11 protein-coding genes are annotated in these 15,120 nt (G+C 71.5%); 6 read left to right on the top strand and 5 right to left on the bottom strand.

Annotation, left to right across the window (positions count from 1 at the left end; translation table 11 throughout):
• Window positions 1-20: 20 nt before the first annotated feature.
• Together tssH and JUB13_RS16730 are read right to left on the bottom strand one after the other, a co-directional pair.
• Complete coding sequence (gene tssH / locus JUB13_RS16735) at window positions 21-2,660, bottom strand: type VI secretion system ATPase TssH (protein WP_207480956.1); 2,640 nt, start codon at window positions 2,658-2,660, stop codon at window positions 21-23.
• Between the two features lie 209 nt (window positions 2,661-2,869).
• Window positions 2,870-4,783, bottom strand: a complete 1,914-nt coding sequence (locus tag JUB13_RS16730; protein ID WP_207480954.1) for a type VI secretion system Vgr family protein — start codon at window positions 4,781-4,783, stop codon at window positions 2,870-2,872.
• Window positions 4,784-5,052: 269 nt separating this feature from the next.
• Here JUB13_RS16730 and tssA point away from each other — a divergent pair, with 269 nt between their 5' ends.
• The 4 genes from tssA to JUB13_RS16710 all read left to right on the top strand — a co-directional run bounded on the left by tssA (window position 5,053) and on the right by JUB13_RS16710 (window position 11,223).
• Window positions 5,053-6,198: a type VI secretion system protein TssA gene (gene tssA, locus JUB13_RS16725; protein WP_207480952.1), complete on the top strand. Its 1,146-nt coding sequence runs from the start codon at window positions 5,053-5,055 to the stop codon at window positions 6,196-6,198.
• A 130-nt stretch (window positions 6,199-6,328) separates the two neighbouring features.
• Window positions 6,329-8,170 (top strand): serine/threonine-protein kinase, encoded by a 1,842-nt coding sequence (locus JUB13_RS16720; RefSeq protein WP_207480950.1) that lies wholly within the window; start codon window positions 6,329-6,331, stop codon window positions 8,168-8,170.
• 11 nt (window positions 8,171-8,181) lie between these two features.
• Window positions 8,182-8,955: a PP2C family protein-serine/threonine phosphatase gene (locus JUB13_RS16715; RefSeq protein WP_207480948.1), complete on the top strand. Its 774-nt coding sequence runs from the start codon at window positions 8,182-8,184 to the stop codon at window positions 8,953-8,955.
• A gap of 30 nt (window positions 8,956-8,985) precedes the next feature.
• Window positions 8,986-11,223: a caspase family protein gene (locus JUB13_RS16710; RefSeq protein WP_207480946.1), complete on the top strand. Its 2,238-nt coding sequence runs from the start codon at window positions 8,986-8,988 to the stop codon at window positions 11,221-11,223.
• Between the two features lie 87 nt (window positions 11,224-11,310).
• On the opposite strand, the gene JUB13_RS16705 is transcribed toward JUB13_RS16710, so the two are convergent.
• Window positions 11,311-11,757 (bottom strand): hypothetical protein, encoded by a 447-nt coding sequence (locus tag JUB13_RS16705; RefSeq protein WP_207480944.1) that lies wholly within the window; start codon window positions 11,755-11,757, stop codon window positions 11,311-11,313.
• 113 nt (window positions 11,758-11,870) lie between these two features.
• On the opposite strand from JUB13_RS16705, the gene JUB13_RS16700 reads away from it, so the two are divergent.
• Window positions 11,871-12,518, top strand: a complete 648-nt coding sequence (locus tag JUB13_RS16700) for a TetR/AcrR family transcriptional regulator (protein ID WP_207480942.1) — start codon at window positions 11,871-11,873, stop codon at window positions 12,516-12,518.
• A gap of 117 nt (window positions 12,519-12,635) precedes the next feature.
• On the opposite strand, the gene ubiM is transcribed toward JUB13_RS16700, so the two are convergent.
• Complete coding sequence (gene ubiM, locus JUB13_RS16695; protein ID WP_207480940.1) at window positions 12,636-13,844, bottom strand: 5-demethoxyubiquinol-8 5-hydroxylase UbiM; 1,209 nt, start codon at window positions 13,842-13,844, stop codon at window positions 12,636-12,638.
• Between the two features lie 145 nt (window positions 13,845-13,989).
• Entirely contained in the window at window positions 13,990-14,514 is a 525-nt protein-coding gene (locus JUB13_RS16690; protein WP_207480938.1) for a YkgB family protein, read from the bottom strand.
• 86 nt (window positions 14,515-14,600) lie between these two features.
• On the opposite strand from JUB13_RS16690, the gene JUB13_RS16685 reads away from it, so the two are divergent.
• Window positions 14,601-15,113, top strand: a complete 513-nt coding sequence (locus tag JUB13_RS16685) for a MarR family winged helix-turn-helix transcriptional regulator (protein WP_207480936.1) — start codon at window positions 14,601-14,603, stop codon at window positions 15,111-15,113.
• Window positions 15,114-15,120 lie beyond the last annotated feature (7 nt).

The following is a 15,120-nucleotide window of genomic DNA, read 5'->3' as shown; positions in this document are numbered from 1 at the left end:
GGCAGGCCCCGAACCGGCGTTCACTGGATCTCGAAGGCGAAGCGCCCGTCCGCATCCAGCGCCGCATGCACCCGTCCGACCGGCTCGTCGCGGGCGAGCCGCTCCAGAAGCCGCGCCGAGAGGTCCGGCAGCATGCCGCGCGTCAGGATGTGCTCGACATTGCGCGCGCCGGTGCTGACCTCGCGGCACCGGGCGCCGACCGCCGCCACCAGCTCGGGCGTCCAGCTCAACTCGGCGCGGTAGCCCTCCCGCAGGCGCCGCCGGATGCGCTCCAGGTTCAGCTCGACGATGCGGCCGAGCGTCCCGGGCGCAAGCGGCAGGTAGGGCACGATGGTGCAGCGCCCGAGAAAGGCCGGCTTGAAGTGGCGCAGCAGCTCGGGCTGCAGGGCCTCGGCCAGGGCGTCCCCCTCCGGCATGGTCTCGGGATCGGCGGCCAGCCGGGTCAGCGTCTCCGTGCCGGCGTTCGAGGTCATGATGACCAGCGTGTTCCGGAAATCGATGTCCCGGCCCTCGCCGTCGCGCAGCATGCCCTTGTCGAAGACCTGGTAGAAGACGTCCTGCACCCCGGGATGGGCCTTCTCCATCTCGTCCAGCAGGAGCACGCTGTAGGGCCGCCGGCGGATCGCCTCGGTCAGGACGCCGCCCTCGCCGTAGCCGACATAGCCCGGGGGCGAGCCGACCAGCATCGAGACCTTATGCTCCTCCTTGAACTCCGACATGTTGATGACGGTCATGGTCTGCTCGCCGCCGTACAGCGCGTCGGCGAGCGCCAGCGCCGTCTCGGTCTTGCCGACCCCGCTGGTACCGCACATCAGGAACACCCCGATGGGCTTGCGCGGGTCCGTCAGCTTCGCCCGCGAGGTCCGCACCGCCTGGGCCACCGCCTCCAGGGCGTGGTCCTGTCCGATGACGCGCTCGGCCAGCCGCTCGCGCAGGGCCAGGACGGCGTCGATCTCGCGGGTGACCATGCGGCCCAGCGGGATCCCGGTCCAGGCCGAGACCACAGCCGCCACGGCCTGCGCGTCCACGAAGACGCTGGCGAGCGGCGCCTCGCCCTGGATCTCGGCCAGCGCGTCGAGCCGGCGCGAGAGGTCCCGGCGCGCCTCCTCGGCCTCCTCGGCGGCGGGATCGAGGCCCTCGATCCGTTCGCGCAGGCGCGAGATCTCGGCGATGGCGCCCAGCTCGTCGCGCCAGCGCGCCTCGATCGCCGCCAGATCCTCCACGGCCGCAACGCGCCTTTCCTCCAGCAGCGCCAGCGCCTCGGCATGGTCGGTGCCCAGGGCGGCCTCGCGCTTCAGCGTCGTGATCCGGGTCTCCAGCGCCGCGATCTCGCGCCGCGTGTCCTCCACCGCCGCCGGCGTGGCGCTCTGGCTCATTGCAACGCGGGCACAGGCTGTGTCCAGCAGGCTGACCCCCTTGTCCGGCAGCTGCCGGCCGGGGATGTAGCGGTGCGAGAGGCGCACGGCCTCGGTCACCGCCTCGTCCAGGATGCGCACGCCGTGATGGCGCTCCAGCGTCGCGACGAGGCCGTGCAGCATCTGGGCTGCGGCCTCCTCGGAGGGCTCCTCCACCTTGACGACCTGGAAGCGCCGGGTCAGCGCCGCGTCCCGCTCGAAATACTTCTTGTACTCGGCCCAGGTGGTGGCGGCGATCGTGCGCAACTCGCCCCGGGCGAGGGCGGGCTTCAGCAGGTTGGCCGCGTCGTTCTGCCCGGCCTGCCCGCCGGCGCCGACCAGTGTGTGGGCCTCGTCGATGAACAGTATGATCGGCTTCGGCGAGGCTTTCACCTCGTCGATCACTCCGCGCAGCCGGTTCTCGAACTCGCCGCGCACGCTGGCGCCGGCCTGGAGCAGGCCGAGGTCCAGGTTCAGCACCGACACCTCGCGCAGGGCCGGCGGCACGTCCCCGCGGGCGACCCGCAGGGCGAAGCCCTCGACAACCGCGGTCTTGCCGACGCCGGCCTCGCCGGTGAGGATCGGGTTGTTCTGGCGCCGGCGCGTCAGCACGTCGATGATCTGCCGGATCTCGGGATCGCGGCCGAGGACCGGGTCGATGGCGCCGGCCCGCGCCCGCTCGGTCAGGTCGATGGTGAACTGGGCCAGCGCCTTCTGCGTGCCGGGGCCGGCGGCCGCGGTGGCCATTTCGGCAGCTCCGTCCGCCCCGGGTGCGCCGGAGGGGGGCGCCTCCCGCGTGCCGGCGACGAGCCGCGGCCATTCGCGGGCGAGCTGGTCGGCCGGGATCGAGGACAGCGGCCCCAGCGCTGCGCGGGCCAGCTGGGCCAGGGTCTCGCCGCCCAGCAGCGCGACGAGCAGATGGGCCGAGCGGACCCGCCCGGCGCCGTCGTTGATCGAGGCGATCAGCCACGCCTCGCGCGCGAGGTCGACGAGATGCGGCGAGAGCGTCGGCGCGCGCGTGTTCCCGGCGCGCAGGCCGGTCAGGCTGCCCGCCAGCGCTTCCTGCACCCGCGCGAGGTCGACGCCGTAATGGCGCGCCAGCGCGTGCAGGTCTGTGTCGGGCTGGTCAATCAGGCGCGAGAGCCAGTGCTCGATCTCGACGGCATAGTGACCGCGGGACAGCGCGAATCCCGGAGCCGCCTCGAGCGCTGAACGGCAGGGATCGTTCAGCTTGCCAACAAGGGCAGCCAGGTTTATGGCGGCCATGGCGCAAAGCCTCCCATGTGCGCCGCGGCGAATTTACTTTCGCTCTGTAAGCGCTTTGCGAATGCTCACACCGTTTCCACGCAGCACGCAACGGCTCGATTGCTCATGATCGGCAGGGTTAACTCCCTTGTGATTTCACCGCGACTGTGACCGGAATCGTTTTGATAAAAGGAGGTGCGCGCGGCCCGCCGCCTGACTGCCGCCGGGATTCAATTGATCATCACGAGCCCGCCCCGGACGGTGAGCATGGCATCGCCCTTCACCTGGGTCATGGGAGCCTTCATCTCGGCCATGGCCGTCCCCTCGACCTTGATGACCATGCCTTTGATCGTCACGCCGGTCTGGTCGATGGTGATGGAGCTCTGCCCCACCCGGAGCTCGATGGACTGCATGGCCTCGCAGGAGTCCTTGCCGAGGTCGAGCTTCGTGGTCCGGTTCCCCGTGGCGATGGTGAGCGCGTCGTTCCCCATCTCGATCTCGACCCTCCGGTTCCCCGTCTTCAGCGTCTCGGTGAGGTCGCGCTCGATCACGACCGTCCGGTCGCGGCCGACCTCCAGGGAATCGTCGTTCTCGACGAGGCGGCGGAAGTCCTTCTGGGCGTGGAAATAAACCTCCTCCTCGCCCATCCGGTCCTCGAAGCGCAGTTCGTTGAAATCTTCCGTGCCGCCGCCCTTGGTGCTGCGGGTCCTGATGCCGCTTCGGGTCTTCTCGTCGGGAACCGGAAACGGCGGCGTCTCGTCGGCGTTGTAGACCGTGCCCGTGATCAGCGGCCGGTCCGGATCGCCGTCCAGGAAGTCGACCACCACCTCGGTGCCGATGCGCGGGATGAACTGGTGGCCCCAGCCCCTGCCCGCCGAAGGCTGGGCGACGCGGATCCAGCACGAGCTGTTCTCGTCGTTCCGGCCGCGGCGGTCCCAGTGGAACTGGACCCGCACCCTGCCGTGGTGGTCGCAGTCGATCTCCTCGCCGGCGGCTCCGACCACCATGGCGGTCTGCGGGCCGCGCATCACGGGGCGAGGGGTATGCCGCGGCGGCCGGAACAGCCCCGCGGCGGGGATGCAGGCGAAGCTGTTCGAATAGCGCGGCGGCCCTCCGGCGACCGAGCGAAGCTTGTGGTCCGCGGCCATGTGGGCGACCTGCGTGACCACGTATTTCAGGCCGTTCTCCTCGGGTGCAGGGTGATGGCCCAGCGCGAAGCGGCCGCAGGGCGCCATGTGGCGGCATCCGCCCGTGCCCACCGCGGTGGCGAAGCCGGCCTCGATCTCCTCGGTCCGGATGCGCGCGCGCTCCTCGCCGGCGGCGCGGTCGGCGTGGCCGCCGGGATACTCGAAGATCTCCCGGGCGCCGCCGCCGGTCTCCGGAAGGCGCGCCTGAGATTCCGCGATCAGATCGGTCCGGGGCGTCTCGAAGTTGTAGTCCTGCTGAACCCAGCGCGAAGGCCGGAACCCGAAGCTCCGGGCCCAGTCGGCGATCCCGCCCGACTGGCCCGGGCCATCGAGCTCGACCGTCGGCTCCGCCAGGTCGAAATAGGCCGAGGTCGCATCGGCCATGACGAGGACGTGCCGTCCGGCCTCGTGGCGGAAATGGTAGAAGACGCCCTCGTCCTCGGCCAGGCGCGACACGAAATCCCAGTCGCTTTCGCCGTACTGCACGCAGTATTCCCGCTCGGCTGCCGCGCCCGACAGGTGCGAGAGGTCGAAATGCACCCAGGGCGTCCGGTTCTCCTCGAGCACGGCCTGGATCACGTCGCGCGCCGACATCCGCTGGAAGATGCGGCAGTCCGTCGTCTGGGTCAGGAACCAGGCCCAGGGCACGACCTCCAGGCGGTAGGCGCGCATCCCGTCTTCCAGCGGCGCGCCCAGGGAGAAGCCGCGGACGATGCCGTGGAAGTTCCGCGGCGCCCCTTCATCCTGAGCCACGGTCCAGGAGATCGGCGTGCCGATCAGGTCCTCCGCGCCGACCGTCCCGCGCGGGCTGACCACGTCCAGTGTGAAGCGGAAGAGCTGGGAGATCGCCTCCTCGCCCTCGAACCCGGTCAGCAGCATGGCCCCCTTTCCGAGCGCACTCTCGACCTTCAGCAGGCGCCTCTCCGATGCCGCCGCGATGGCCCCCGTCCGGTCCATGTCCCTTCCCTCCCGCTGGTTCTGCCTTGCTGCCGGGTCCTTCCCGCCCAGTCCGGGCTCCTCTCCCCCGTGTGAGCGTGAAGCATCGGCTTCCCGGGCGCAAAGCGGTGAAATGGAAGGGCAAGGACCCGGGAATTACTCCGTAAGGCGCGGCATCTTCCAATTATTCAGGGAGTTCTCCTGACATAAGAGAGTATGGCCCCGGCCCCATGACAGGTCCATGCTCGCCGGATCGGCCTTGCCGTCTCCTCCTCGCCGGACCGTGGCGCATGGACAGCTCGATCGATCTCTCCGTTCTTTTGGCACCGGCCGCGGGGGAGCGGAGCTGCGGCCCGGATCTCCGGCTCGACTACGCACCCACGGCGCTCTACGGACGCCTCAAGGATCTGCGCATGGCGGCGCGCGCCGCCGAGCGACGGCAGGAGACCGACGGGGAGACGGACAAGCTTCTGCCGGAATGGTCGCAGATCCTGGTGCTGGCCCCCGAGGCGCTGTCGCTGAGCAAGGACCTGGAGATCGGCTGCTGGCTGGCGGAGGCCCTGCTGCGCGCGCGCGGGATCGACGGGCTGGGCGAGGGGTTCGAGCTCCTGGCCGGACTGGTGGAGACCTACTGGCCCGCGCTGTATCCGGCGCCGGACGAGGAGGGTTTGCGCACGACGCTGGCGCCCATCGCGGGGCTCAACGGCATCGGCGGCGAGGGAACGCTGCTCGCGCCGCTGCGCCGGGTGCGGGTGACGCGTGGCCGAGACGGGACCTCCTTCGCCTACTGGCAGGTGGAGCAGTCGGCCGCTCTGTCCTCCATCGCGGATCCCGAGCGGCGGCAGAGGCGGATCGATGCCGGCGTCCCGGCGCCGGAGGCGCTGCAGGCCAGCGCCCGCGCGACGCCCGATGCGTTCTTCGCCTCGCTCCTGGCGGCGCTCGACCGCTGTGCCGACGCCTTCGGCCGCCTGCATGCCGCGCTGGACCAGCGGGCGCGGGACGATGCGCCGCCCGCCTCCGCCGTCCGCGACCTGCTCTCGGCCATGCGCGCCGCGGTCCTGGGCCTCGGCGGGCCGGCGCTTGCCGCGGCGGAGGCGGACGACGCGCCCGGCGATCCTGGCGATGCCGGCGATCCTGATGGGGCCGGCGATCCCGGCGGGGCCGCCCGGCCCGCCGCGGCGGAGCGGAGGCGGGCAGGCCCCGGCGGCTTCGCATCGCGCGAGGAGGCGCTCCAGGCGCTCGACCAGGTCGCGCGCTATTTCCGGCAGGCCGAACCCCACTCGCCGATCTCATACACGCTCGACGAGCTGGTCCGGCGTGCCCGCATGCCCTTCCCCGACTTGCTTGCCGAGCTGGTGCCGGACGAGGGGACCCGGCGTGCGCTCCTGATCACGGCCGGGATCAACGGCGCCCTCGCCGAAAGACCGCTCGAATGACCCGGCCGCACAGCCGGTCTCGTCAAGAATCGTATATCGTCCGGCGCAGAATCATGGTTAACATCAAGTAAAGACTAAAGAACCGGGCAGCGCATCGGCGTGAACGCTCCGTCCAGCGGGAGGATCTGCAGTGGTCGGGAAGTCTGCCCTGGGTAATGGTCGGCGCCCGGACCCTGACGACGAGGGCACCGTATTCTTTCCGCACTCCAGCCGGGACGACGCCGCGCCAGACCTCCCGAACGCGGCCGGTCCCGGCGTCGCGGGCGGGCGGACCGCGCAGTCCGGGGCGGGGGCCGGGGACGACGACACGATCCGGATCGGGGACACGCTGAAGGACCGGTTCGTGATCGAGAGCCTGCTGGGCAGCGGCGGCATGGGCAAGGTGTTCATGGCCGTGGACCTGCGCAAGAAGGAGGCCTCGGACCGGAACCCTTATGTCGCGATCAAGATCCTGAAGGAGAACCTGAAGGAGCATCCGAGCAGCGCCATTGCCCTACAGCGCGAGGCGCGCAAGGCGCAGGACCTGTCCCATCCTAACATCATCAAGGTCTACGACTTCGACCGGGACGGCGAGCGCTTCTTCATCACCATGGAGTACCTGACCGGCCGCTCGCTGGACAAGATCATCCGCGCTCCGAACTTCCGGCAGATGCCCCAGGCGGAGGCCGGGCGCATCGTGAACGCGGTCGGCGCGGCGCTGTCCTTCGCCCACGCCAACGGCATCGTCCACTCCGACCTCAAGCCCGGCAACATCTTCATCACCGATGCCGGAAAGGTGAAGGTGATCGATTTCGGTCTGGCGCGGGTGATCAAGCACAACATGCAGGCCGAGGAGGATGCGACGGCCTTCGACGTCCGCAGCCTGGGGGCGATGACCCCGGCCTATGCCAGCCCGGAGATGCTGGAGCTCCAACCCACGCAACCCCGCGACGACGTCTACGCGCTCGCCTGCATCACCTACGAGCTGCTGGCGGGCCGCCATCCCTTCGGGCGCATGCCGGCGACACATGCCCGCGACGCTGGCATGCGGCCCGCACGCATCAAATCCCTGCGCTCGGACCAGTGGCACGCGCTGGAGCGCGCCCTCGATTTCGACGCCGACCGGCGCTTGGCGACGGTCGATGCCCTGATCGAGGGCCTGGCGCTCGGGGCCCCGCGGAAGCGCAGCGCCGCGCGGGCGATCAGCGTTGGCGCCGGCTTCCTCGGCCTGGCCGCCGCCGCGGCATTGGCGGTCTGGACCCTGACGGGGGGCAGCCCCGCGGACGACGCGGCGGAGCAGCCCATGGCGCAGTCCGGGGCGCAGTCCGGGGCGCAGCCCGTGCCGCAGCGCCCAGGCCCGCCGCAGGCAGCCGAGGTCCCGGCGCAGCCCCCGCGGAGCCCGCCGACGCCGGCGCCCCGGGCTGCCGCCCCCACTCCCGGCTCCGCCCCGGTGGGCGCCCCAACCGGCGTCCCAACCGGCGCCCCCACCGGCGGCGCGGCCAGCGTCCAGGGCGCCGCGCCGCCGCCCGCGCCCCGGCCCACCCAGCCGGAGGCGCGCAGGACCCAGGAGGCGGCGCTTCCTCCGCCACCGCCGGCGCCGCAGGGGACGGCGCAGGGGGCGACAGCCCTCCCTCCATCGCTGTCGGTTCCGGTGCCCCCGGCGCTGCCGGCGGCCGCACCGGTGCCCAGGGGCGTGGAACGCGTGCCCGCGGCCGTCTTCCGCTCGTGGTGCGGGGCGCCTTTCCGCCTCGACGCGCGACCGGACCGCTGGTCCTTCGCCCTGCCGGGCGGGGAGCAGCAGGTCTTCGCCGTCGAGCGCTACGAGTTCGCCGAAGGCCGCCTGGCGGTCCATGCCATGGGCCCCCGCGGGCGCCGCACCGTCACCGAGTTCGGCGGCTTCTCCCCGGACTTCGCCTCGATGGTGCATCTGCGCATGCGGACCGAAGGCGAGGCCGGATGGCGCGACTACAACCGTCCGTTCCGAACCTGCTGACGGAGAGCGGCATGAGCGATCTTGGCCTTCTCGACGATCGCAGCCCGACCCGGGTCTTCTGGTTCCGGACCGCGGCCGCCAGCCACCCCGGCACCGTGCGGCGGGTCAACGAGGACGCCTGGCTCGACCGCGGCGATGTCGGCCTGTGGGCGGTCGCGGACGGGATGGGCGGGCACGACGCCGGCGACGTGGCCAGCCGCAGGGTCGTCGCCGCGGTCGAGGCCGCGCTGGACGCCGAGGCGGGATCCGCGACGCTGGCCGGGATCCGCCGCGCGCTGGAGGCGTGCAACGCCGAGCTCCAGGACTATGCGGCGGCGCGGAGCCTTCCGATCGTCGGCAGCACCGTCGTGGTGCTGGTCGTGGACGGCCGGCGCTTCGAATGCGCCTGGGCCGGCGACAGCCGGCTCTACCTTCTGCGCGCCGGGCAGCTCGCCCAGGTCACGCGGGATCACAGCCGCGTCCAGGAGCTGGTCGATCGCGGCGAGCTCGACCCGCGCCAGGCCGAGAACCATGCCCATGCCAACGTGATCACCCGGGCGGTCGGTGCCCTGCCGCAGCTCGAGCTGGACGCCGTCGCGGGCGAGATCGAGGGCGGCGACGTCTTCCTTCTGTGCAGCGACGGGCTGACGCGGGCGGTGGGTGATACGGCGCTGCAGGAGGTGCTGGCCGGCTGCGATCCGGGGAGCGCGGCGGAGCGCCTGCTCGCGCTGGCCCTCGCGCAGGGGGCCCGCGACAACGTCACGCTCGTGATCGTCGGCTGCGAACCTGTGGCACGCCGGACCTGAGGACGGGCCGAGGAAGGACGGGGATCGAGCATGGAACGGGGACGGCTTCCTGGCGCGTGCTTCGCGGTGATCCTGCTCTGCTGTCTCGTCCCGGGGGCGCAGGCCGCCGAGCGGCGCGCCGCCCTCGTCGTGGCCAATTCCACCTATGCCGGTGCCCCGGCGGCCGCGGCCGAGGCCAACGGCGCGGCCGTGGCGGCGGCTCTGACCGCCTCGGGGTTCGGCGTCACCGTGGCCCGCAACCTCGGCTTCCGGGAGCTGTCCTCGACCCTGCAGGGGTTCCAGAACCGCCTGGCGGCCGCGGATGTCGGGCTCGTCTACTTCACGGGCTACACGGTCGCGATCGGCAGCAACAGTTTCCTCGTCCCCGTGGATGCTGACATCGCCACCGATTTCGACGCCCTGTTCGGAATGGTGGAGCTGGAGCGCATGCTGCGCCTCGTCCAGGACGCCTCGCACCGCGCCATCGTGATCGTGGACTCCGTCATCCCGAACCCGCCCGCGGAGAAGCTGGCCGCGGCGCTGGGCGCGGGAGCGGCAGTGAAGCCCGCCGCCGAGACGCCCCCGTCCATGCCGGGCCTCCTGGTGGCCTACAGCCACCAGCCCGGCGTCGCAGCCGGCCCCTCCACAGCCGGCCAGCCCGGCGGCGCGGGGCCGGGGCCCTATGCCGAAGCCCTGGCCCGCGAGATCGTCAGGCCCGGGATCGAGCTGCGCAAGGCGCTCGATGCCGTGGAACGCACCGTCGCGGCGCGCACGGGCAATGCGCAGCGCCCGTGGTTCCGGGACCAGATGACCGGCGACTTCGTCGCCGTGACGCCGCCGCCGGCGCCGCCCGTGGTCGCGGCCGCTCCCCCTCCGCCGGCCCCGCCGTCACAGGCGGTCGGCGTGGCACCGCACACACCGCCGGCAACGCCGCCCTTGGCCTCCGACCCTGCCGGCGCGCCGCGCACGGAGCCTCCGGTGGAGGTGACGGCGCTGGACGAGGCCATGGTCGTCGAGAGCGACGTGAATTTCCGCCGGTCGCCCGGCACGGATGCCGCCGTGATCCGCGTGCTGCCCGCCAAGCGGAAGGTGACCGCCACCGGGCGGGTGAAGGGCGGCGACTGGTTGCGGGTCCGGGACGGCGCGGAGGAGGGTTTCGTCTCGGCCCGCTTCCTGCGCCCCGCATCGGAGGTCGAGGCGGAGATCGCGCTGGCGGCGCCGGCAGGGCCGCCGGACAGGCGGCAGGCCGCAGTGGGCGACGGGCTGCAGGCCCAGGGCCTTCGCCCGGGAAGCTATGCCGTCCGGACCGCGCAGACGGTATTCGCGCAGCCCCAGATCGGGGCGGCCGGCATCGGCAGGGTCGTGCCCGGAGACCAGGTACAGGTGCTGGACCAGGCCTCGCCATCCAGCTTCGCGCGGATCCGCCTCGGCGCGTCCGAGGGCTACGTTCCGGCAAGCGTGCTGGAGACGGCGGAGGCCAGGGCGCCGGAACCGCAGGCGATCAAGGCCTCGGCTCCCGGACCTGCGGGTCCTGCCGTGGGGACGAGCGGATCTTCGGGCGCAGCGAAGGAAGGCTCCGGAAGTGCCGCGGGCCAGCAGCTGGCGATGCGTCCCTCTGCCGCCCCGGAGGAGGCCGACGGCGCGGACGGGCTGGCGCCCGAGGTGCGGAACGCCGTCGCTTCCGCGCGGGGCGCGGCGGGCCGTGCCGCTCAGGAGGTCGGCAAGGCGCAGGAGGCCGCCAGGCGGGCGAACGAGGCGCGCGAGCGGGCCCTGGCCGCATCGGACGCGGCAAGAAGGCAGCGGACCGTCATGATTCTCCCGAACGGCGACGAGTATGCGGGCGATCTGCAGAATGGAAAGCGCCACGGCTACGGCGTCTACCGCTACGGGAACGGCGACCGCTACGAGGGCGAATGGGGCCAGGACGCCATCGTCGGCCATGGCGTGATGTCCTTCGCCAAGGCGCTCCGCTACGAGGGCAGCTTCATGAACCAGCGGCAGAACGGCTACGGCATCGTCACCTTCGCCAACGGCGATCGCTACACCGGCGCAGTCCGGGATGGCCGGGGCGAGGGGCTGGGCGAGATGCGCTTCGCCAACGGGGACCGGTACCGTGGCCCCTTCGTCCGGGGACGTCCGCAGGGTCATGGCGAACTCGTCTATGCGGATGGCGGGCAGCATCTGGGCCTGTTCCAGGATGGCCGGCAGGACGGGGCCGGAATCCAGATCTATCCCGACGGCCGCCAGCGATCGGGGATCTGGAACGGCAGCAACATGGCGCGGAACTGACGGAGAAGGACCGCACATCCGGAGCTGCCACGGGCAGAAGGCCGAGGACGCATCTTAGCCGCAGCCTCCCGCCGCCGCTGCACCGCCTTATCGCGTCACCACGCGCACCAGGGCCGTCACCGGCTTGCCGTCGACGAGCACGGGGCGGTGCTGGTCATCGGCCAGCAGGATTCCGATCACGTGGGGACCCGTCGCGGTGCCGCAATGACCGAAGCGAGCCTTGATCACCTCGCCGCCGAGGTCGCTGTTCATGCTGTTGTACGGCCGGCCGGGGATGTTGCAGCTGTCGCCCTGCGGGTCGATCTTCAGGTGCAGGTGCCCGCACTGCAGGTCGGTCCCGCATTGCCCCGCGGGCTTGAGCGCGAAGCTGCTCTTCACCACGACGCCGATTGCGCGCTCCGGATCGTCGCCGAGGATCACCTCCGTTCCGTCCTTCGGCCAGGAGACCGTGAGGCTTGGCAGGTCCCCGGCCCGGGCGGGACTGATGGCGAGCAGGGCAGGCAAGGCGAGCGCGAGGGGCAATCTGATGTCCATGATCCAGTCTCCCAGAGCGAAGTAAGCAATGCTTACATCACCCTGGGGCACCCCGGCCAGCGAAATGTAATCGGCGATTACATATGGTGCCGGCCGGTGGTATGATCGGTCCCATGCGATCCCGACCAGATCCCGCGGCCGGCGACCCGAACGCCCGCTATCACCACGGCAATCTGCGCGACGCGCTGATCGCGGCGACGATTGCCATCATCGAGGAGCGCGGCGTGGAGCATGTCTCCATCCGCGAAGCCGCCAAACGGGCCGGAGTCTCGCCCGGGGCGCCGTTCAGGCATTTCCCGACCAAGGCGGCTCTCATGACGGCCGTTGCCGAACAGGCGATGGCACGGCTCAGCGGCATGGTCGCCGCCGCCGTGGCGGCCGCTCCCGATGATCCCATGGCACGCTTCTCGGCACTGGGGCATGCCTACCTGGACTGGGCGCTGGGCAACCCGACCCACTTCCAGATCATCAGCTCGCGCACCCTGATCGATTTCCCCGCGTCCGGAGCCCTGCGCGAGCAGAACGACGCGATCCGCGTCCTGATGGAGGACCTGCTGGCCGAAGCCGCACGGCGTGGAATGCTGTCCTCGCCGGCAGAGGTGCCGCAGCTCGTCCTTTCCGCGCGCGCCTTCGGCTATGGGTTGGCCCGCATGGCCGTCGACGGGCATTTCCCGGAATGGAACGTCACCGGCGAAGCCCCCCCTGTCGCGGTGCATAGGGCCCTGGACCTCTTCATCGGGCGCCTGATCCGGGGTGCCTGATCCGGCGTGGAAGTGTCGATGTCGATGGCGTACCGTCGGCGAGGCTTGCCTTCGGCACCTCTACAGGCATCAGGCGGACTGGGCCGGGCGGCTGGGTCACGCGAACACCCGCCGCGATCACCCGGGATCGGTCAGCATCGCCCGGACGGCATGCCTGAAGGGCGTCATGCTCTGCGCGGCCCTGAGGGCGACCCGCCGGGCGATGCGCGCGGCCGGCCCCTCGTCGGTGAAGAGGCGCGCCACGATGTTGGTGCCGAGATAGAGCGGAAGGGCATCGCGGCGATGTCCCGCCTCATAGCCCGCCAGAAGCGCGTAGGCGCCGATCCCCCGCCCCAAGGCGGCGGCCTGGCGGATCAGGCCGGCCAGCCGGTCCTGCCCCTTCAGGCCCAGGTTGAAGCCGTGGGCCGTGACCGGGTTCATGCCCACCGCGGCATCGCCGATCAGGGCGAAGCCCTCGCCGGCGAAGCGGCGGCTCCAGGTGACGGCCAGGGGATAGAGATGGCGCGACCCGGCCAGGCGCACCGTGCCGAGCCGGCCCTTCATGCGCCGGTCAAGCTCGCGCTCGAACTCCGCGTCCGGCAGGGCCGCCAGTTCCTCCGCCTGGCGCGTGGGCAGGGTCAGGACCGCCGACGAGGTCCGCGCGTCCCGCTCCATCCCGTTCAGGGGCAACAGCGCCAGCGTCTGCCCGTAGTCGAACCACTCGGTCGCGACGTGGTCATGGACGTGATCGTGACGCACGCGGCAGAGGATCATCGACCGGCCCAGGCGATTGATGTCGGCGCCGACGCCGAGCTGGTTCCGCACGGAGGAGAAGCGCGAATCCGCCGCCACCAGCAGCCGCGCGGCGATCTCCGTGCCGTCGTCGAGCTCGAGGCGCCCCCGGAAAGGGGCATGGCCGCTCCGTGCCACCCGCGCGCGAACGATCCGGCGCCCCGGCACGAAGTCCACGCCCTGCTGCGCGCCGACGAGATGGAAAAGGGCCTCGCGTATGCGGTGGTTCGGAATCAGCACGCCCAGGCGCCCTGCCTCGTCGGCAACGAAGCTGAGAGCGTAGGGATCGCCGCCGTCCATCACGCGCGCGGCCCGCAGGTCGGACACATCCTCGGGATCGATGCAGTCCCAGACCCCCATCCGCTTCAAAAGGGACATGGAGCGGTGGGTCAGGGCAATCTCGCGCCCGTCGAAGGCAGGCCTCTCCAACGCATCCCAATGCTGGCCGTCGACGACCGCGATCCGCAGCCCCGTACCGGCGAGCGACCGGACGAAGGCGAGGCCTGCCGGTCCGCCGCCCGCGACGGCGATGTCATACTGGGGGTGCTGACCCATGCGGATCTCCCGGGAGGCCGTCGGCGGCCAGGATCAAGGGCAAGGACGTTCAGGGACATGTAAATCTAGCGCCCGCCATGCAGGTGCCAAGCCGGCGCTTGACACCCGCGACGACATGAAGCTGCCCGGGGGCGGGTACGGCCCGTCAGGCGGCCGGGCGGCCGATCTCCCGCTGCAACCCTTCGGCCAGCACGACCAGCGAGATGCCGAGCAGGGCGACGTCCTTGATCAGGAACGCGCCCAGGGCGTTCAGCCAGGGAAAGCCGCCGGACGCCTCCTCCCAGACGGGAAGCGCGAAGAGGATCGAGGTCGTCAGCGTGAAGGTCACGGTCCCGAGCGCACCGGCCAGGATGCCCGACCGGGCCGACCAGGGAGACGCGAGCAGCAGCAGCGCCGTCGCGATCTCGACGACGCCGAGGAAGTAGGAGGCGCCGGCCTCCCCGAAGACGGCATACAGCCAGGCCAGCCAAGGCGTGCCGCCGACCAGCGGCTTCAGCGCGTCGATCTCCACCTGCGTGAACTTCAGCACGCCGATCATGAGCAGCGGCAGGACCACCCCCGCAAGCGCGATTGCGCGCCCGGCCCTCAGGACGGCGGGAGTTCTGCCCGCGAGGACGGCATGGCCTGCAAACCGATGGACGGCCGGGCCGGAAAGGAACGAGAGCTGCATTGCAACCTCCATCTAATATATGCGTGACGCATACAATAGGCCGTTCCAGCCTTGATGTCCATGCGTCGCGCATATATCTTTGGGGGATGAGGGATCCCAGAATCGAGAACATCGCCGGCGCCCTGTCGCTGGCCATCGCCGACGAGCTTCTGCGCGCAGCGGAGAGCCGGGCCCCGGAGGCGGGATCGGCCGCGGCCGCGCTGACGCTGCTCGGGCATGTGCCCGGCCTGCCGATCGAGCGGCTCAGGCGCGCGCTCGGCCTGTCCCATCCCGGCGCGGTACGGCTGGTCGACCGGCTGCAGGCCGACGGGCTCGTCGCGCGCCAACCGTCCGAGCGCGACCGCCGGGCCGTCGCCCTGGTCCTGACACCCGAGGGAGAGAAGGCCTGCGCCGCGATCCTCGCCGCGCGGCAGGGCACGCTTGCGCGGGCGCTGGCCGCCCTGTCGCCGGAGGAGCGGGCGGTCTTCGGACGGCTTGCCGAGAAGATGCTGCGGGCGGCCCTGCAGAGCGAGGAGCACGCCTACACGGTGTGCCGGCTCTGCGATCCCGGCGCCTGCACGGACTGCCCCGTGGATGCGGAGCTGGAGGCCCGCGGCTGACGCCCCG

This window comes from Arenibaculum pallidiluteum, assembly GCF_017355985.1.
Lineage (GTDB): Bacteria > Pseudomonadota > Alphaproteobacteria > Azospirillales > Azospirillaceae > Arenibaculum > Arenibaculum pallidiluteum.
The sequence above is the reverse complement of the archived record's forward strand: the minus strand, read 5'-3'. Positions and strand labels throughout refer to the sequence as shown.